Annotated in this window: 14 protein-coding genes; 5 read left to right on the forward strand and 9 right to left on the reverse strand. The window is 66.3% G+C overall.

The features are described from left to right. Positions 1 to 29 precede the first annotated feature (29 nt). The 5 genes from hslV to NYR55_RS10450 form a co-directional block, all read right to left on the reverse strand. On the reverse strand, positions 30 to 581 hold the full coding sequence (hslV, locus tag NYR55_RS10430) for an ATP-dependent protease subunit HslV (RefSeq protein ID WP_260021229.1): 552 nt from the start codon (positions 579 to 581) through the stop codon (positions 30 to 32). Between the two features lie 194 nt (positions 582 to 775). Further along, positions 776 to 2,206, reverse strand: a complete 1,431-nt coding sequence (locus NYR55_RS10435; RefSeq protein WP_260021230.1) for an NAD-dependent succinate-semialdehyde dehydrogenase — start codon at positions 2,204 to 2,206, stop codon at positions 776 to 778. 93 nt (positions 2,207 to 2,299) lie between these two features. Beyond that, positions 2,300 to 2,713, reverse strand: coding sequence for a holin family protein (locus NYR55_RS10440; RefSeq protein ID WP_260021231.1), 414 nt, complete (start codon positions 2,711 to 2,713; stop codon positions 2,300 to 2,302). A 62-nt stretch (positions 2,714 to 2,775) separates the two neighbouring features. After that, complete coding sequence (locus NYR55_RS10445; protein ID WP_260021234.1) at positions 2,776 to 3,315, reverse strand: N-acetylmuramidase; 540 nt, start codon at positions 3,313 to 3,315, stop codon at positions 2,776 to 2,778. 81 nt (positions 3,316 to 3,396) lie between these two features. Continuing rightward, a complete protein-coding gene (locus NYR55_RS10450; protein ID WP_260021235.1) occupies positions 3,397 to 4,632 on the reverse strand; it encodes a DUF3422 domain-containing protein in 1,236 nt (411 codons plus the stop codon). Between the two features lie 177 nt (positions 4,633 to 4,809). On the opposite strand from NYR55_RS10450, the gene NYR55_RS10455 reads away from it, so the two are divergent. From NYR55_RS10455 to NYR55_RS10465, 3 genes are read left to right on the forward strand one after another with little or no spacing between them, the layout of a single operon-like run. After that, entirely contained in the window at positions 4,810 to 5,283 is a 474-nt protein-coding gene (locus NYR55_RS10455) for a (2Fe-2S)-binding protein (RefSeq protein WP_260021236.1), read from the forward strand. Beyond that, a complete protein-coding gene (locus tag NYR55_RS10460) occupies positions 5,280 to 7,439 on the forward strand; it encodes a xanthine dehydrogenase family protein molybdopterin-binding subunit (protein ID WP_260021238.1) in 2,160 nt (719 codons plus the stop codon). The genes NYR55_RS10455 and NYR55_RS10460 overlap by 4 nt, the downstream gene beginning before the upstream one ends. Next, on the forward strand, positions 7,436 to 8,068 hold the full coding sequence (locus NYR55_RS10465; RefSeq protein WP_260021239.1) for a cytochrome c family protein: 633 nt from the start codon (positions 7,436 to 7,438) through the stop codon (positions 8,066 to 8,068). The genes NYR55_RS10460 and NYR55_RS10465 overlap by 4 nt, the downstream gene beginning before the upstream one ends. Before the next feature lie 10 nt (positions 8,069 to 8,078). Here the strand turns inward: NYR55_RS10465 and NYR55_RS10470 are convergent, their stop codons facing one another. Both NYR55_RS10470 and NYR55_RS10475 read right to left on the reverse strand, forming a co-directional pair. Then, positions 8,079 to 9,809: a sensor domain-containing diguanylate cyclase gene (locus NYR55_RS10470; protein WP_260021240.1), complete on the reverse strand. Its 1,731-nt coding sequence runs from the start codon at positions 9,807 to 9,809 to the stop codon at positions 8,079 to 8,081. A gap of 93 nt (positions 9,810 to 9,902) precedes the next feature. Beyond that, the gene (locus NYR55_RS10475; RefSeq protein ID WP_260021241.1) at positions 9,903 to 12,290 is read right to left on the reverse strand and encodes an HAD family hydrolase; all 2,388 of its coding nucleotides are present in this window, start codon (positions 12,288 to 12,290) and stop codon (positions 9,903 to 9,905) included. A 127-nt stretch (positions 12,291 to 12,417) separates the two neighbouring features. Here NYR55_RS10475 and NYR55_RS10480 point away from each other — a divergent pair, with 127 nt between their 5' ends. Continuing rightward, a complete protein-coding gene (locus NYR55_RS10480; protein WP_260021242.1) occupies positions 12,418 to 12,876 on the forward strand; it encodes an NIPSNAP family protein in 459 nt (152 codons plus the stop codon). A 78-nt stretch (positions 12,877 to 12,954) separates the two neighbouring features. Next, the gene (gene mtnP / locus NYR55_RS10485) at positions 12,955 to 13,821 is read left to right on the forward strand and encodes an S-methyl-5'-thioadenosine phosphorylase (RefSeq protein ID WP_260021243.1); all 867 of its coding nucleotides are present in this window, start codon (positions 12,955 to 12,957) and stop codon (positions 13,819 to 13,821) included. An 18-nt stretch (positions 13,822 to 13,839) separates the two neighbouring features. Here mtnP and NYR55_RS10490 read toward each other — a convergent pair whose 3' ends face one another. Together NYR55_RS10490 and acnA are read right to left on the reverse strand one after the other, a co-directional pair. After that, entirely contained in the window at positions 13,840 to 14,244 is a 405-nt protein-coding gene (locus tag NYR55_RS10490; protein WP_260021244.1) for a DUF2147 domain-containing protein, read from the reverse strand. Positions 14,245 to 14,355: 111 nt separating this feature from the next. Beyond that, a complete protein-coding gene (gene acnA / locus NYR55_RS10495; protein ID WP_260021245.1) occupies positions 14,356 to 17,028 on the reverse strand; it encodes an aconitate hydratase AcnA in 2,673 nt (890 codons plus the stop codon). Positions 17,029 to 17,163: the final 135 nt, after the last annotated feature.

Consider the following 17,163-nt stretch of genomic DNA (forward strand, 5'->3'; position numbering starts at 1 on the left):
ACCCCAACCCCTCCCCTGAAGGGGAGGGGCTAGGTCGCGGCGTCCAGCGTCTCCACCGTCAGGCGGTCGTTGGTGTAGACGCACAGGTCGGCGGCGATCGCCATCGCCTTTCGCGCCAGCACCTCCGGGTCTGGCTCATAATCGGCAAGAGCGCGGGCGGCGGCGAGGGCGAAGTTGCCCCCCGATCCGATCGCGGCGATCCCCGCTTCCGGTTCCAGCACATCGCCGTTGCCGGTGATGACCAGCGTCACATCCTTGTCCGCGACGATCAGCATCGCCTCAAGATTGCGAAGATACTTGTCCGTCCGCCAATCCTTGGCCAGTTCGACCGCGGCGCGCAGCAACTGGCCCTGATGCCGTTCCAGCTTGCCCTCCAGCCGTTCGAACAGGGTGAAGGCATCGGCGGTCGCCCCGGCGAACCCGGCGATCACCTTGCCATCGCCCAGCGGCCGCACCTTGCGCGCGTTGGGCTTCATCACGGTCTGGCCGGCGGACACCTGGCCGTCGCCGGCGATCACCACCTTGCCGGATTTGCGCACGGAAAGGATGGTGGTGCCGTGCCACTGGATCTTGTCGCTCATGCCCCGGGATATGGGATGTGGCGGATGGGGTGTTCAAGGGTGGGGGTTGGGGAACGCGATCATCCTCCCCCGCCAGGGGGAGGTGCCGCCAAGGGCGGCGGAGGGGGCGGAGGCACGGCACTTGACCGGGCACCCGCCCCCTCCGACCCGCTGGCGCGGGCCACCTCCCCCTGGCGGGGGAGGATCTGAACAGGTCAGATACCGATGCAGAGATATTTGGTCTCCAGATAGTCATCGAGGCCGTACAGCGATCCCTCGCGCCCCATGCCGGACTGTTTGACGCCGCCAAAGGGCGCGACTTCGGTGGAGATGAGGCCGGTGTTGATGCCGATCATTCCCGCCTCGATCGCCTCTGCCACCCGCCAGACGCGGGAAAGGTCGCGGGCGTAGAAATAGGCGGACAGGCCGAAGGGGCTGTCATTGGCGGCGGCGATCACCTGTTCCTCCGTCTCGAACTTCAGCACCGGGGCGACGGGGCCGAAGGTTTCTTCCTGCGTCGCGATCATGTCGGCGGTGACGCCGGTCAGCACGGTGGGTTCGTAGAACAGCGCCCCGGCATCGGCGCGCCTGCCGCCGGTCACCAGCGTCGCGCCCTTTTCCAGCGCATCGGCGACGTGCGCCTCCACCTTTTCCAGCGCCTTTTTGTCGATCAGCGGACCCAGTTTCGCATCGGGATCGGTGCCCGGCGCGGGTTTCAGTTTCGACGCGGCGGCGGCGAGTTTTTCGACAAAGGCGTCGTGGATGCCCGCCTGGGCATAGATGCGGTTCGCGCAGACGCAGGTCTGGCCGTTGTTGCGATATTTGGACTGGATAGCGCCCTCTACCGCGGCATCCAGGTCGGCATCGTCGAATACGATGAAGGGCGCATTGCCGCCCAGTTCCAGGCTGAGCTTCTTGATGGTCGGTGCGCACTGGGCCATCAGTTTCGCGCCCGTCGCGGTCGAGCCGGTGAAGCTGAGTTTCGCGACGCGCGGGTCGGAGGTCAGCACGCCGCCGATGGTCGCCGAATCGCCCGTGACGATGTTGAACAGCCCCTTTGGCAGCCCCGCCTCCAGCGCCAGCGCGCCGATGGCCAGCGCGCTGAACGGCGTTTGCAGCGCGGGTTTCAGGACCATGCCGCAGCCCGCGGCAAGCGTGGGCGCCAGTTTCCGCGCAATCATCGCGGCCGGGAAATTCCACGGCGTGATCGCGGCAACGACGCCGACCGGCTGTTTCAGGACGACAATCCGCTTGTCCCGCTGATGCCCCGGAATCACGTCGCCATAGGCCCGCTTGCCCTCTTCGGCGAACCATTCGAAGAAGCTGGCGGCATAGGCGATCTCGCCCTTTGCCTCGGCCAGCGGCTTGCCCTGTTCCAGCGTCATCAGTTCGCCCAGCGCGTCCTGATGCTGCATCATCAGGTCGAAGATGCGGCGGATGACGCGGGCGCGCTCTGCCGCCGTCCATTGCCGCCATTCGGCCATGGCATGGGCGGCGGCGGCGATCGCCCGGTCCGTTTCCGCCTCCCCCAGATCGGGGACGCGGCCGATGATCCGCCCGGTGGCGGGATCATCGACATCGATCCATCCGTCCCCCGAAACCCATTCGCCATCGATCAGGGCAGCTTCGCGGATCAGGTCGGACATGGAGCGGTTCCTTGGCAAAAAGGGTCGTGCCCCGACCGTAACAGGGCCGGGGCATGGCGCGTCAACGCAGAAGGCCCCGGACCGCTCCCTCGATCAACGGTCCACCCCCCTTGCCTTTCCCCATTGGCGGGCGGCGGTGTAGCCCAGATAGCCGGTGGCAAAGAGCGCATAGAGCGGTTCGGGCAGGCCGTTGAGATAGGCGTTCATCGCGGCCGCGATGCCCAATGCCATTTCGGGCCGGACCGCGCCGAGCAGGCCCATGGGGATGGAAAACAAGAGGATCGCATACATCACATAGAGGAAGCTGGGCCGGGCCCGGCTGGTCCAGGGATCGGTCGATTGCGCCTCTGCGATGATGGCGGACAGTTGCGTCCGAACCCCCTCCAGCTCATGCGCGGCCTCCAGCTTCAGCAGTTCCAGCTTGGCCGCATCGCGTGCCTTTGGGTCGGGAATGATCTTGTCGATAAGACCGGCGACGGGGCCGATCAGGGTGCCGAGAATGCTCATGAAGGATCCTTTCGCTTGACAGTTCGGCTGACAGTTTTGACAAAGCTGCAGGGTTTTCACCGTCAGTCCGTCGAACCGATGCGGTTCGCCAGCCAGCCGTAGAGAAACGCCTTGTTCAGCGGACGCTGTTCGGTCAGCGCGACATAGCGTTCGCCCTGAAGCGCATCGCAGGCGCGGGTCAGCACGGTTTCGCCGAGCGTCGGGCGCTGGGCAAGAAAGGCGTCGAGCGCCGCCAGGGTGCGCGGCCCGACCTGTCCATCGGGCAGCAGCAGCGTGCCGTCGCGGTCCAGTGCATTGAGCGCGCGTTGCAGGAAGCCGATGGCGACGGACGGCCCCATATTGACGCCGGTGTCGAACAATTCCGCCGCCAGTGCCGGCGCGCGCTCGGCGATCCGATCCAGCCGCGGGCGGGTCCAGTACAGCCGTCGATAGATGGATTCCGCGACGGCGCGGGGCAGGTGGCGCATCGGGCCATGATAGCCCTCTGCCCGCGCAACCCGCTGCGTGATGCCATAGCGGGTGGCGCCGCCGCGATCGGCGGGGTGATCGGTATAGCCCCCTTCCCGGTCGATGACGGCGTCAATCAGCGTGTCGATGTCCATGGGTCGTTCCTCCTGTCGTCAGGAGATCATCTTAACCCATCTGGTTATCTGTAGGACAGGGCGGGGGAGGATCGTAACGGGTCAGGGGTCCACTTCGGTATGGACGCGGCGTTTGACCAGGGTAAGGCCCAGCCAGACCAGGGCGAGGACAGCGGGCGTGGCCATCGCCATCCAGTAGGCGGCGCCGTGATCCTTGTCGCCGAACGGCTTCAGGACATAGCCGAGCAGGCCGAGGACATAATAGCTGAGCGCGAAGACCGAAAATCCCTCGACCAGCTGTTGCAGCCGGACCTGAAGGTCGGCGCGCCGGTTCATGTTGGTCAGGATCGCCTGATTCTGCCGCTCAAGCGCCAGACCCTGACGCAGGCTTATAAGGTTGCAGGTGCGCGCGATCCGTTCGGACAGGTCGGTGAGCCGGCGCTCCACCACTTCGCAGGTCCGGATCGCGGGCAAGAGGCGGCGTTCGATGAATTCGGTCGGGCCGGAATAGCCGGCGATGCGGGTTTCGCGGAGCGAATGGAGCCGGTCGAGCGTCAGCCGCTGATAGGCGAAGGTCGCGCCCATGCGGAAGCGGATGGCGGCGGCGCGGTCCTCCACCTCTGTCGCCAGCCGGGTGAGCGCGCCAAGCAGCGCCTCGTCATCGCCGTCGGGCGCAGTCAGCGCGCGGGCGAGCGAGGCGTGGCGATCCTCCGCCTCGCTGAGCCAGGGGAGGAGGCCGCGCGCCTCGGGAAAGCCGAGCAGGGCGAGTTTCCGGTAATTGCCGACCTCAAGCAGCGTCTGGACAAGGCGGGCTGGCTCGTCATTGGCAAGGGCCAGATCCTCGATCCAGATGCGGCCCGCGCCCTCCGCCTTCAGCGAATAATCGCTCCAGATCCGGGCCGCGCCGTCGAACACGAACGCGCTGACCAGACGCGCGGGATCGAACTGTGCAGGGTCGGGCGCGGGCGCACCGCGCGGGGCGACCACCACCTCGATCGAGCGGAACACAGCGCCGGGCAGGCCATCCAGCCAGGGCGAATCGGGGATCAGATCGTCGGCATCGTCCGACAGCAATTCGGTGATCGTCGCAAATTCGGTATGCTGTTCCCAGATGCGGGTGGCATCGCCGTCGCGCCGTTCAAACCGGCCCTTGTCCAGCGCCTCGGCAGGGGCGCCGATGCCGGCCAGCCAGTCGCGGGTCGCATCGCGCACCGGTCCGTTTTGCAACAGCAACCATTGCCGCACGCGAAAGGGCGGTGCGACCAGCGGCAGCATGCGCAGGTGCATGAGTTCCGAAAAGGTGCGGCGCAGCGGATGTTCGGCATTGCCCCCGGTCATGCTGGCCGATCCCCCTGTCCCGCGCCCGGCAGTGCGGGTCGTTTCGGTGTTGCCCTGTCTCCCCCTTTTGACACGGAAAGCCAAGCGGCGAATCCATCGGCGGGGCGAAGTTCGGGTTTGTCGCAGGACGGGGGGCGGGCTATCCTGCCCGCCGCGCGGAATACAGGGAGCAGCGGCATGGCGACGCAATTCAGGCTGAACGGCAAATCCGTGGCGTGGGAGGGCGATCCCGATACGCCGCTGCTGTGGGTGCTGCGCGACGAGCTGGCGCTGACCGGCACCAAATATGGCTGCGGCATCGCCCAGTGCGGAGCGTGCACCGTGCATCTGGACGGCAAGCCGAAGCGGTCGTGCGTCACGCCGGTCAAGTTCGTCGGCGGGCATGACGTGACGACGATCGAGGGCGTCGCCGGGCCGGTGGCCGAAGCGGTGAAGGCGGCATGGACCGCGATCGACGTGCCGCAATGCGGGTTCTGCCAGTCGGGCCAGGTGATGAGCGCCATCGGCCTGCTGGCCGCCAAGCCCAAGGTGACGGACGAGGATATCGACGGGGCGATGGCGGGCAATATCTGCCGCTGCGCCACCTATGTCCGCATCCGTCAGGCGATCAAGGACGCCGCGGCAAAGCTGGGCGAAGGAGCGGTGGCATGAACGCGGTGACACCGACAAGGCGCGGGTTCCTGACCGGCGGGGCGCTGATCTTTGGCATGACCCTGCCGATCGGCGGCAGGGCAGCGCGGGCGGCCGCCGGCCCGGCAGCGGCAGAGGCGATCCAGCCCAATGCGTTCGTCAAGATCGCGCCCGACAACAGCGTCACCGTCATCATCAAGCATATCGAGTTCGGGCAAGGCCCGGCAACCGGGCTGGCGACGCTGGTGGCGGACGAGATGGATGCCGATTGGGGCCAGATGCGCGTCGAAATGGCCCCTGCCAACGACCCGCTCTACAAGAACCTGATGTTCGGCACGATGGGCACGGGCGGATCGACCGCGATGGCCAACAGCTGGACGCAGATGCGCACCGCAGGCGCGTCGGCCCGCGCGATGCTGATCGAGGCGGCGGCGCGCCGCTGGGGCGTGAAGGCGGACGCGGTCAGCGTGGCGAAGGGCGTGGTGAGCGCAGGGGACCGGCGGGCGACGTTCGGCGAACTGGTGGCGGACGCGGCGAAACTGACCCCGCCGGAAAAGCCGGTGCTGAAAACGCCGGAGCAATGGACGCTGATCGGGACTGACGTGCCCAAGGTCGATACCGCGATCAAGACCGACGGGTCGGCGCGGTTCACCATGGACCTGAAACCCGGCGGCACGGTGCAGACCGCGATCCTGCACCCGCCCGCATTTGGCGCGACGCTGAAATCCATGGACGATGCCGCCGCACTGGCGGTGCCGGGCGTGCGGGCGGTCAAGGCGATCCCGCGCGGCATCGTGGTCTATGCCGACAGCTTTCATGCGGCACAGCTGGGCCGCGCCGCGCTGACCGCCGAATGGGATATGGCCAAGGCCGAAACCCGGTCGAGCGAGGCGATGGCGCAAAGCTATATCGCGGCGGCCGCCAAGCCCGGCCGCGTGGTGGCCAAGGAGACGCGCGGCGACCTGAACCAGACGGGCGTGCGCACCGTTGAGGCGGCCTATGTCTTTCCGTTCCTGGCCCATGCGCCGATGGAGCCGCTGGACATCATCATCCATGCCCAGGACGGCAAGGCCGATGTGTGGATGGGCAGCCAGTTCCAGGTCGGCGAGATGAAGGCGATCGGCGGCGTGCTGGGCCTGTCCCCGGACAAGGTGACGCTGCACCAGCAATATGCCGGCGGCAGTTTCGGGCGGCGGGCCGAGCCGGACAACGGCTTTGTCGTCGAGGCGGCGATGGCGGCAAAGGCATTTGGCCAGCCGGTGCCGGTCAAGCATGTGTGGACGCGCGAGAATGACATTCGCGGCGGGCGTTACCGGCCGCTGACCGTCCACAAGCTGACCGGCATGGTCGATGCCGCCGGCAATGTGGTGGGATGGGATCAGGTGATCGCCGCCCAGTCGTTCATGCTGCCGCCGCCGACCGAGGGTCAGACCCAGGAGCGCGACGATGCCAGCATGTACGAGGGATCCGGCCCGGAAAACTATGCGATCCCGAACACGCGCCTGTCGTGTCACGTGATGCAGAACGGCGTGCCGACGCTGTGGTGGCGGTCGGTCGGGCATACGCACACTGCCTATGCCGGAGAGACGTTCATCGATGAGTTGCTCAGCATCGGCAGCAAGGATGCGGTCGAGGGACGGCTGGCGCTGCTGAAGGATGTGCGGGCGAAGGGCGTGCTGACCCGGGTTGCCGAACGGTCCGGCTGGGGCCGGGCGCTGGGCGAGGGCCGGGCGCTGGGCGTCGCCGTGCACAAGAGTTTCGGCACCTATGTCGCGCAGGTGGCTGAGGTGTCGAAGGGGAAGGACGGCCTGCCCCGCGTGCACAAGGTGTGGTGCGCGGTCGATTGCGGCGTGCCAGTGAACCCCAATGTCATCCGCGCGCAGATGGAGGGCGGCATCGGCTTCGGCATCGGCCACGCCCTGTATGCCGAAGTGACGATTGCCGAGGGCGGCATGGTCGACCAGGGCAATTTCAACGATTACCGCAGCCTGCGCATCCACGAGATGCCGGAGGTGGAGGTGGACATCATCAAGTCCGGCGCCGATCCGACCGGGGTGGGCGAGCCGGGCGTGCCGCCATCGGCCCCCGCGGTCGCCAATGCGTGGCGCAAGCTGACCGGACGGGCGGTGCGGCGGCTGCCCTTCACTCACACGGATAATACAGGAAACGTGGCATGACGAGCGGGGCGAACAAGGCAGGCTGGGCCGTGCTGGCGCTGGCGGCGATGACGGTCCCGGCGGCGATCTGGGCGAGCGGGGCGGCGGAGAGTGAAGCCAACCTGAAATCGGCAGCATCCTTTTCCAGCATCGCCAACCGGGACGCGCGTTCGGCGGCGATCTTTACCGAAATGGGCAAGGTGCTGCAGCATCCGCGATGCGTGAACTGTCATCCGCGCACCGATTCGCCGCTGCAGGGCGATGAGGGGCGGTTCCATATGCCGCCGGTCGAGCGCGGCAAGGACGGGCATGGCGTTGCCGGGATGGAATGTTCGACCTGTCACGGGCCGGAAAATGTCACCTATGCCAATGGCACGGGCAGCATCCCCGGCCATCCCGAATGGCATCTGGCCCCGGCCAGCATGGCATGGGAGGGCAAGAGCCTGCGCCAAATCTGCGAGCAGTTGAAGGACCGGAAGCGCAACGGCGGCAAGACGCTGGACCAGATCGTGGCGCACAATGCCGAGGACGGACTGGTCGGCTGGGGCTGGAACCCCGGCAAGGGCCGCACCCCCGCACCGGGCACCCAGGCGCAGTTCGGCGAGCTGACGCGGGCCTGGGTGGAAAGCGGCGCGAAGTGCCCGGCGTAAGGACCGCCCCTTAAGCAGCGGTGCGGACCCGGTTCCTGCCCTCGCGCTTGGCGGCGTAGAGGGCGCTGTCGGCTTCGCGCACCAGATCGACCGGGGTCTGGCCCGGATGATGGGCGGCGAGGCCGCAGCTGATCGAGCAAAGCACCGCCGTGCCGCTGTCGTCATGGACGGGCGTGCGGGCAATGGCGGCCGCGATGCGTTCGCAGGCCATGCGTGCCGCCGACGGGCCGCAGGCAAAGAGGATCACGAATTCGTCGCCGCCCAGCCGCCCGACCAGATCGTCGGGCCGGGTGCCGAGTTTCAGGCGATGGGCGATTTCCTGTAGCACCATGTCGCCGACCTGATGCCCGAAACTGTCGTTCACGCCCTTGAACCGGTCGACATCGATCAGGGCGAGGGTGAGCGGGCCATCGGCATAGGCGGCCATGCGGTGCGTCAATTGCCGTTCGAATCCGGCGCGGTTGGCAATGCCGGTCAGGCCATCGGTTTCCGCCGCCTGGGCCAGCGCCAGTTCGCGGGCCTTTCGGTCCGAAATGTCGCGGATGGTGGCGACGACGCCCAGCAGCACCGACTGTTCGCCGCGCACCGCCTTGAACGCGATTTCCGCCGTCGTCCCGGGCTGACCCGGCGGCATGATCTCGACATGCTGGACCTGATCGCTGGCCAGCGCGCGGGCCCAAGCATGACCAAGCAGGCGGCTGCGGTCAGGATCGAGCGCCATCACCGGCACGCCGGCAAGCGCATCGGCGGACAGGCCGAGCAACCCCTCTGTCGCGCCATGGGCCGACTGGCAGCGGCCGGTGGCATCGAAATCGAGCAGCACGTCGACCGCGTTCGCCATCACCAGTTTCAGGCTTTCCTTGCGCTGATACAGGTCGGCCAGCGTATCGGCGCGCGATCCGACGACCGCCGCGACGGGCAGGGTGGTGAGCGACAGGCAGAGCAGATAGACCTGAAGCGCGAACACCTGAAACCCCGGATTGTCGGAAGTCGCCGGCAGCGGGCCATGGCCCCACAAGGTCGCCAGCGCGCCGATCACCGCGACGATCATGACGCCCGATTGCGCGCCCAGTCGCCCGGTGCGGAACGCGATCAGCAACAGCGGCACGAACGGCAGGAACAGGAGCGGGATGGGCGAGACGAAGAACACGCCATAGCTGACCGCCGCCATCAGCAGCATCAGACCCGCCCTGATGGCCTGTTCGCGCGCGCTGACCCGCCATTCGCGGAACAGGTCGCCGGCAAACAGCCCCTGTGCAAAGGGTGTCAGGACGAGCAGGCCGAGCCCGTTACTGAGGAACCATCGCTGGAATTGCAGCCAGAAGGCCTCGCCAAAGGCCAGGCTGGTCAGGCAGGCACCTGCCAGCGCGCCGAAGAATGGAGCGACAAGGCCCGCCCAGAGGACGAAGTGGCCCAGCATCCGGGCATCGGCCAGAAGCCCGCCCGCCCGCATCCGCCGCGACAGCATCAGCGCCGCAAAGAGCACCTGTGCCATGTTGATGGCACCATAACAGGGGAGGACCGGCGCCCAGCCGCGCATCACCCAGTTGGCGACCAGATTGCCCAGCCATCCCGCGATCAACAGCGCCGGCCATTTGACCCGGCGATGATTGAGTAACAGCGCGAGGACGACCGCATCGGCCAGCCAGAGCGCAGCGTGACCGCGCCCGTCGCTGGTCAGCCAGATGGTACCGGCGGCCAGCAGGCAATAGGCCCCCCCGCCGCCGATCGCGACCATCATGTCCCGTGCCGAAAACCGAAACATCCCCATCCCGGCATTGGTTAGCGCAGCCGCAGTAAATGCATCGCTAAGCCCGTTGCGTATTTTCCCGTATCAGGCGGCCAGCGTTGCCTGTTCCCGTGCCGCCGTGCCGCGCCATTTCACCGGGCGGAAGATCACCGTCAGCACCAGTGGCTCCTTGATGGCGGGTGCCGGGGCGAGCAGAAAGGCGTCGGGCGTGCAGCGATAGAGATCGTCGTCCATTTCGCCCATCCCCTCTGTGATCGTGGTCGCGGGCGCGCCCTTTGGCAGGCCGTTGTCGTCGAAATCGCTGACCCGGTGCCAGCTTGCATCCTCGATCTGCACCCATTCGGCGATGGCGCCCAGCTGAATGGCGGGGGTGAATTTGCCCGCCCCGATCGGCACGGCGATCCGGTACCAGCCATCGGCGGTGGGCCGGGCGGTAAAGGGCATCACCAGCTGTCCATCGGCGCTGGTCATGATGACGGGGATGTCCACGCCGCCCACTTCGAAATCCGAATTGCGGATATCGAGCGCAAAGCGGCTGGCAGCAAACAGCGACAGGTTGAGCGGCAGGCCGAAGCTTTGCAGCTCGCCCGGAATGTACATCCGGCTGGTTTCGTTGATGTAGGAAAGGCCGCGGCGACGCAGGCCCGTTTCGGCATGGGTCCGATCGACGAATTTCAGCATTTGGTTGGTGCCCAGATTGACGTCCTGATCGAAGCTTTCGAACAGCTTTGCCTCTTCGCCCGTCGGCATGAAGAACAGGCGGGTCATCGCGGCGGCGGCCATGCGGGTGCGGGCATCGACGGTGTCGGATGCGGCGGGCGCGCGCTGGCCCAGCGACTGGTTCGCGGCATGGGCAAAGGCAAGCGCCCCGGCCTGAACCGCGTCGCGGGTGGCGTTCTGCTGCCCCTTGATATCCGCCTTTTCGCGGATCGGCGTGCCGTCGGCCTGATAGTCGATGGTCGATCCCTGCGCCACGTTGCACAGCTGTTCGGCGACCGCGACACAGGTGCCAAGCGCCTGGACAAGGCGGAAATCATAGTTGCGGATGTCGACCATCCCGCGCTTGTCATAGCCGGTCAGCTGTTCCTCGCGCATGAACAGGTATCGGCCGGCAATGGTCAGGCCCATGCGGCTGGTCAGCATCGGCGTCAGGATGTTCTGAACCGTGCCGTTATAGCCGACATCGATCATCATCACCGCATCGCCATGTTCCACGCCGGCCCGCGCAAGATGCGCGATCAGCTTGTCCGCAAACTTGTGCGTGCGGGTCAGGATTTTCTTGCGCAGGGCGGGATTGCGGATCGCCTTGACGAAGGCGGGACGCGGATCGACGCCCTTGACCAGTTTGGTGAACGCCTTGTGCTCATTTTCGAAGAGCAGGAGGTTGCGGGCGACGGCTTCCGGCGGGATGCGGTTCAGCCATTCATGGACATAGGTGTCGATGGACGCATCGTCGTGGATGCCGGCGCGCATCGAGACGAAGCGGCTGGTTTCGATGGGCTGGGCGCCATAGTCGGGGAAGGTCGCGTCAAAGATCTTCCACGGCAGAAAGCCGTCGCGCATCAGGAACAGCGGCTTCACCCGCTTGCCCGTGCGGGCCGCCATTTCGTCAATCTCCTGCCGCAGCCACAGGGCAAAGGCGTGGAGCGATGGGCCGAACACGTCATGGCCAAGCGAATAGGCCGGGTCGGTTTCCTGGCGCATCGCAATGGCGGCGCGGTGCGGCTGAAGGATCGGGCGGCTGACGCGCATGGTCGGATCGACCATGGTGGCCGCCGCGCTTTCAAGGCGCAGGCGCTGTTCGGCCTGTTTGTCGAACTGGACGAGATGGGCGGCATGGATCCCGCGCTTGATCGCCGGGGCATAATCGGCGCGGGGATTGTCGCCGATGTGGAACATCTGGTCCGGGCGCAGGCCCAGTTCATCGAGCACGATGTCGAACAGGGTGCCCGCCTTGTGCGTGCCATAGGCGGACGAGACGAAGACGCGATCGACCAGCGCAAGCACGTCGTCGCCAGCGGCATGGGCGACCAGGCGGCGCAGCTGATGCTCGGTCAGGTACATGTCGGAAACGAGGATGATCGACAGGCCGCGTGCCTTTGCGGCGCGCATCAGGTCGATGGTGGGGGCAAAGGCCCAGACATGGCGTTCCTCCGCCTGAAGCTCCGCCTCGATCAGCGCGTCGATCCGGTCGGGCGCGGCATTGGGGAGCATCCGGCCGTAAATGTCGGGCATCACGATTTCGTCGCGGCCCTCGGCATTCTTCACGATCTGGCGACAGGCGGTTTCGGCCCAGAAGCGGGGTTCAAGCCCGCCGGCGATGCCCAGATCGGCCATCACGTCGCGCGGGGCATGGGTGTTGCGCCAGACCAGCGTATCCCAGCAATCGAGCGACAGCGTGGTCACGCCGTCCGGTATCCGGTCGATCAGGCCCGGCAGTTCATATCCGCGCACCTGAAGCTTCATCGCCATGGCCAAAAATCCCCTGTTGGCACACCAAGATCATGGTTGACGGTTTATTGACTGGAAGGGTTGGCAAATGGTTAACGCGGGCGGGCGGGCGCTTGTCGCGCGGGCGCCGGATGCTAGGATCGCGGGCATGAAAAGGACGATGTTGGTGATTGCCGGCGCGCTGGCGCTGTCTCCCCGCCCCGCCGCGGCGCAGGATGCCGTGCCCGTCGCGCCGCCCGCGCCGACAGCCGGGGCGGACACCCGCCTGTTCGAACTGCGCATCTATTATCCCGAACCCGGCAAGCTGGCTGCGCTGAACGCCCGGTTCCGGGGCCATACGACCAAGCTGTTCGCGCGGCACGGCATGACCAACATCGCCTATTGGAACGATGCGCCGTCCGCCGACGCGCCGGAGGGCCGGGTCGTTTACGTGCTGGCCTATGCCGATCGGGCCAGCCGCGATGCAGCCTGGGCCGCGTTTGTCGCCGATCCCGAATGGCAGGCCGTGGCCAGGGCATCGGAGGCGAACGGCAAGCTGGTCCGCATGGTCGACAGCATCTTCATGACGGCAACGGATTATTCGCCGTCGATCCGGCCGGAAAACTGACGCCGGGAACGGCGCAGCGGCTTGGCGGCAGCGGTCCGGATGGGTAGGACGCCCGCCGACCCACGGAAGGAAATTGGCATGAGCGGCTGGACGATCGGGATCATCGGCGGATCGGGGCTGTACGGCGTCGAGGGGGTCGAGGACGGCCATTGGGTGGAGGTGCATTCGCCCTGGGGCCAGCCGTCGGACGAGCTGTTCGTCGGGCGGATCGGCCATGTAAAGGTCGTGTTCCTGCCCCGGCACGGGCGCGGGCACCGGATCAGCCCGTCCGAGCTGAATGCGCGGGCGAATGTCGATGTGCTGAAGCGGCTGGGCGTGACGGACGTGCTGTCCATTTCCTCCGTCGGATCGCTGGCCGAGGAGCGGGCGCCGGGCACGTTCACCATCGTTGATCAGTTCATCGACCGGACGCGCGGCCGGCCGTCCAGCTTTTTCGGGTCGGGCATGGTCGCCCATGTGTCGATGGCCGATCCGGTCTGTCCGCGCCTGTCCACGCTGGCCCGCGACGCAGCCATCGCGGCGGGCGCGACCGTGCATGACGGCGGGACCTGTCTGGTGATGGAAGGGCCGCAATTCTCGACGAGGGCGGAAAGCAACCTGTATCGCCAATGGGGTTGCCACGTCATCGGCATGACCGCGATGCCGGAGGCGAAACTGTGCCGCGAGGCGGAGCTGCCCTATGCGCTGGTCGGGATGGTCACCGATTATGACTGCTGGCGCGAGGGCGAGGAGGCGGTGGATGTCGCGGCCGTCATCCGTCAGTTGTCGGCCAATGCGGAAAAGGCACGCGCGCTGGTCGTGAACCTGATCCGCGCGCTGCCCGAGGTGCGGCCCGCCAGTCCCATCGACACCTGTCTGGACGCGGCGCTGATCACCGCGCTGGATGTGCGCGATCCGGAATTGCTGGGCAGGCTGGACGCGGTGGCCGGGCGGGCGCTTCGCTGAGGCTGCGGGCCGGGAGCGTTACTTCGCCGGGGTCCAGATCTGGCTCTGACAGAAGGGGCCCCAGCATCCCTTGACCTCAAGCCCCGCATTGGTGCGCTTGACGATCGACCGATAGGTCTTGCCGCTGCGCGGATCATAGATCTGGCCGCGCCAGTCGGCCTTGGCCGCGGTAAAGCCGGTCAGGATGTTCATCCCCTCGATCGGCCGGGTGCGCTTGGCCGGATCGGGATTGTTCGTGTCCTTGGCGTTTTTCGGTGCCTTGGGATCAAGGATTTTGGCGATGCGGCCGCACAGCGACGTGCCGCAGGGAGCGATTTCGACCATGGCGTTGTTGCCGGGGGTCAGCCAGCGGCCGGTGATCGCCTGCGGTGCGGCAGCCAGCGCTGGAGTGGCCAGAAGGAACGTCGCCGTCAGAATCGCCATGGCCCGCATGATGCACTCCCCAGAAGTTTCAGCGGGTTAGGCCAGCGGCTTGGGGCGGAATTGTGGCAGAGCGCCGCCCCGGCCCGAAGACCGGGGCGAAAGCGCCAGCGATCAGGCCGCCAGCTTGCGCAGGACGTAGTGCAGGATGCCGCCGTTCAGGAAATAATCCAGTTCGTTGGCGGTATCGATGCGGCACTTGGCATGGAAGGTCGCGTTGGTGCCGTCGGCGCGGGTAACGATCACCTCAACATCCTGACGCGGCGACAGGGTGGCGACGCCGCGGATGGTGAAGCGTTCATCGCCCTTCAGCCCCAGCGTTTCGCGGCTGGTGCCTTCAGCGAACTGAAGCGGCAGGACGCCCATGCCGACCAAGTTCGAGCGGTGGATGCGCTCAAAGCTTTCCGCGATGACGGCGCGCACGCCCAGCAGGTTCGTGCCCTTTGCCGCCCAGTCGCGCGACGAACCGGTGCCATATTCCTTGCCAGCGATCACGACCAGCGGCGTGCCGTCGGCCTTGTGCCGCATGGCGGCATCATAGATCGGCATCACTTCGCCATTGTAATGTGTCATGCCGCCTTCGATGCCGGGCACCATTTCGTTCTTGATGCGGATGTTGGCAAACGTGCCGCGCATCATCACTTCATGGTTGCCGCGGCGCGCGCCATAGGAATTGAAGTCCGCCTTGGCCACCTGATGCGACTGAAGGAACAGGCCCGCCGGGCTGTCCGCCTTGATGCTGCCCGCCGGACTGATGTGATCGGTGGTGATCGAATCGGCCAGGATGGCAAGCGGCTTTGCCTCGATGATGTCCGCGACCGGAGCCGGGGTCATCGTCATCCCTTCGAAATAGGGCGGGTTGGCGATGTAGGTCGAACCGGCGCGCCACGAATAGGTGCCCGATCCTTCGACGCTGATCTTCTGCCAATGCGCGTCGCCGGCATAGACATTGCCATAGCGGTTGCGGAACATCGCATCGTCGATGTTCGCCGCCACGGTCAGCGCGACCTCTTCATTGGTCGGCCAGATGTCCTTCAGATAGACGGGGCCGTTGGTGCCTTCGCCGATCGGGGTTTCGGTAATGTCCTCGGTCACCGTTCCCTTCAGCGCATAGGCGACGACCAGCGGCGGCGATGCGAGGAAGTTGGCACGCACGTCGGGCGACACGCGCCCTTCGAAATTGCGGTTGCCCGACAGGACGCTGGCGGCGACGATGTTGTTGCCGTTGATCGCGCGGCTGATCGGTTCGGCCAGCGGGCCGGAATTGCCGATACAGGTGGTGCAGCCATAGCCAACGAGGTTGAAGCCGACCGCGTCCAGTTCCGCCTGAAGCCCGGATTTGACCAGATAGTCGGTCACGACCTGCGACCCGGGTGCAAGCGAGGTCTTGACCCACGGCATCGGCTTCAGCCCCAGCGCGTTCGCCTTTTTCGCGACCAGGCCGGCGGCGACCAGCACCGACGGGTTGGACGTGTTGGTGCACGAGGTGATCGCAGCGATGACGACGTCGCCGTCGCCGATGTCATGGTCGCGGCCTTCGACCGGCGTGCGTTCGGCAGCGGCCTTCTTGTAGACCGCCGACAGGTCGCCGTTGAACACGTTGTCGACATTTTCCAGGCTGACCCGGTCCTGCGGACGCTTCGGCCCGGCAAGGCTGGCGGTGACGGTGCCCATGTCGAGTTCGAGCGTGTCGGTGAAGATGGGGTCAACCGCATCCGCCTCGCGCCACAGACCCTGCGCCTTGGCATAGCCTTCGACCAGCGCCACGGTCGCTTCGTCGCGGCCGGTGAGGCGCAGATAGTCCATCGTCTTGCCGTCGATCGGGAAGAAGCCGCAGGTGGCACCATATTCCGGTGCCATGTTGGCGATGGTCGCACGGTCGGCCAGGCTCATCGAATCGAGGCCGGGGCCGTAAAATTCGACGAAGCGGCCGACCACGCCCTTGGCGCGCAGCATCTGCGTGACGGTCAGCACCAGATCGGTGGCGGTGATCCCTTCGCGCAGCTTGCCGGTCAGCTTGAAGCCGACGACTTCGGGGATCAGCATCGAAACGGGCTGGCCCAGCATCGCGGCCTCTGCCTCGATCCCGCCGACGCCCCAACCAAGGACTCCCAACCCGTTGATCATGGTGGTGTGGCTATCGGTGCCGACACAGGTGTCGGGATAGGCAATGATCGCACCGTCGGTGGCGGTGGAGGACCAGACGGCGTCAGCGATATATTCCAGGTTCACCTGATGGCAGATGCCGGTGCCGGGGGGCACGACCTTGAAATTGTCGAGCGCCTTCGATCCCCATTTCAGGAATTCGTAGCGTTCGGAATTGCGGCTGTATTCCAGCTCGACATTGTCCTCGAACGCCTTGGGCGTGCCGAATTCGTCGACCATCACCGAATGGTCGATGACAAGGTGGACGGGGACCAGCGGATTGATCTTGGCCGCATCGCCGCCCAGCTTCGTGATCGCATCGCGCATCGCGGCCAGATCGACGACGCAGGGCACGCCTGTGAAATCCTGCATCAGCACGCGGGCCGGGCGATACTGGATTTCCCGTTCCGGCGCGTTCGGGTTCTGCTGCCAGTCGACGATCGCCTGCGCATCGTCGGTCGTGACGGTCACGCCGTCTTCGAAGCGGAGCATGTTTTCCAGCAGCACCTTCATCGAAAAGGGCAGCCGGCTGATATCGCCCAGCTTTGCCGCCGCCTTGGGCAGCGAGAAATAGGTGTAGGTCTTGCCTGCGACAGTCAGGCTGTCACGGGTGCCGAGCGTATCCTGGCCGATGGCGGTCATGCGCGTCCTTCCAAAGTTCATTGTGCCGGGCGGCAGGGGGGCGGCGGCTGGCCACCCGGTCCCTTGTCATCCACCGCCCGTGCAGATGGAGTCCTGTCTATGCCGGGCGGCGGATAGCAAGGGTTGGGGCGGCGG

This window comes from Sphingomonas sp. BGYR3 (assembly GCF_025153455.1).
In the GTDB taxonomy this organism is placed as follows: Bacteria; Pseudomonadota; Alphaproteobacteria; order Sphingomonadales; family Sphingomonadaceae; genus Sphingomonas.

Bases quoted from the DNA above. Each gene is read 5' to 3' on its own strand.
- NYR55_RS10445 (WP_260021234.1), bottom strand. From the start codon at position 3,315: ATGGACATCGACACGCTGATTGACGCCGTCATCGACCGGGAAGGGGGC.
- NYR55_RS10440 (WP_260021231.1), bottom strand. From the start codon at position 2,713: ATGAGCATTCTCGGCACCCTGATCGGCCCCGTCGCCGGTCTTATCGAC.
- NYR55_RS10450 (WP_260021235.1), bottom strand. From the start codon at position 4,632: ATGACCGGGGGCAATGCCGAACATCCGCTGCGCCGCACCTTTTCGGAA.
- NYR55_RS10470 (WP_260021240.1), bottom strand. From the start codon at position 9,809: ATGATGGTCGCGATCGGCGGCGGGGGGGCCTATTGCCTGCTGGCCGCC.
- NYR55_RS10475 (WP_260021241.1), bottom strand. From the start codon at position 12,290: ATGGCGATGAAGCTTCAGGTGCGCGGATATGAACTGCCGGGCCTGATC.
- NYR55_RS10455 (WP_260021236.1), top strand. From the start codon at position 4,810: ATGGCGACGCAATTCAGGCTGAACGGCAAATCCGTGGCGTGGGAGGGC.
- NYR55_RS10480 (WP_260021242.1), top strand. From the start codon at position 12,418: ATGAAAAGGACGATGTTGGTGATTGCCGGCGCGCTGGCGCTGTCTCCC.
- NYR55_RS10435 (WP_260021230.1), bottom strand. From the start codon at position 2,206: ATGTCCGACCTGATCCGCGAAGCTGCCCTGATCGATGGCGAATGGGTT.
- NYR55_RS10460 (WP_260021238.1), top strand. From the start codon at position 5,280: ATGAACGCGGTGACACCGACAAGGCGCGGGTTCCTGACCGGCGGGGCG.
- acnA (WP_260021245.1), bottom strand. From the start codon at position 17,028: ATGACCGCCATCGGCCAGGATACGCTCGGCACCCGTGACAGCCTGACT.
- hslV (WP_260021229.1), bottom strand. From the start codon at position 581: ATGAGCGACAAGATCCAGTGGCACGGCACCACCATCCTTTCCGTGCGC.
- NYR55_RS10490 (WP_260021244.1), bottom strand. From the start codon at position 14,244: ATGGCGATTCTGACGGCGACGTTCCTTCTGGCCACTCCAGCGCTGGCT.
- NYR55_RS10465 (WP_260021239.1), top strand. From the start codon at position 7,436: ATGACGAGCGGGGCGAACAAGGCAGGCTGGGCCGTGCTGGCGCTGGCG.
- mtnP (WP_260021243.1), top strand. From the start codon at position 12,955: ATGAGCGGCTGGACGATCGGGATCATCGGCGGATCGGGGCTGTACGGC.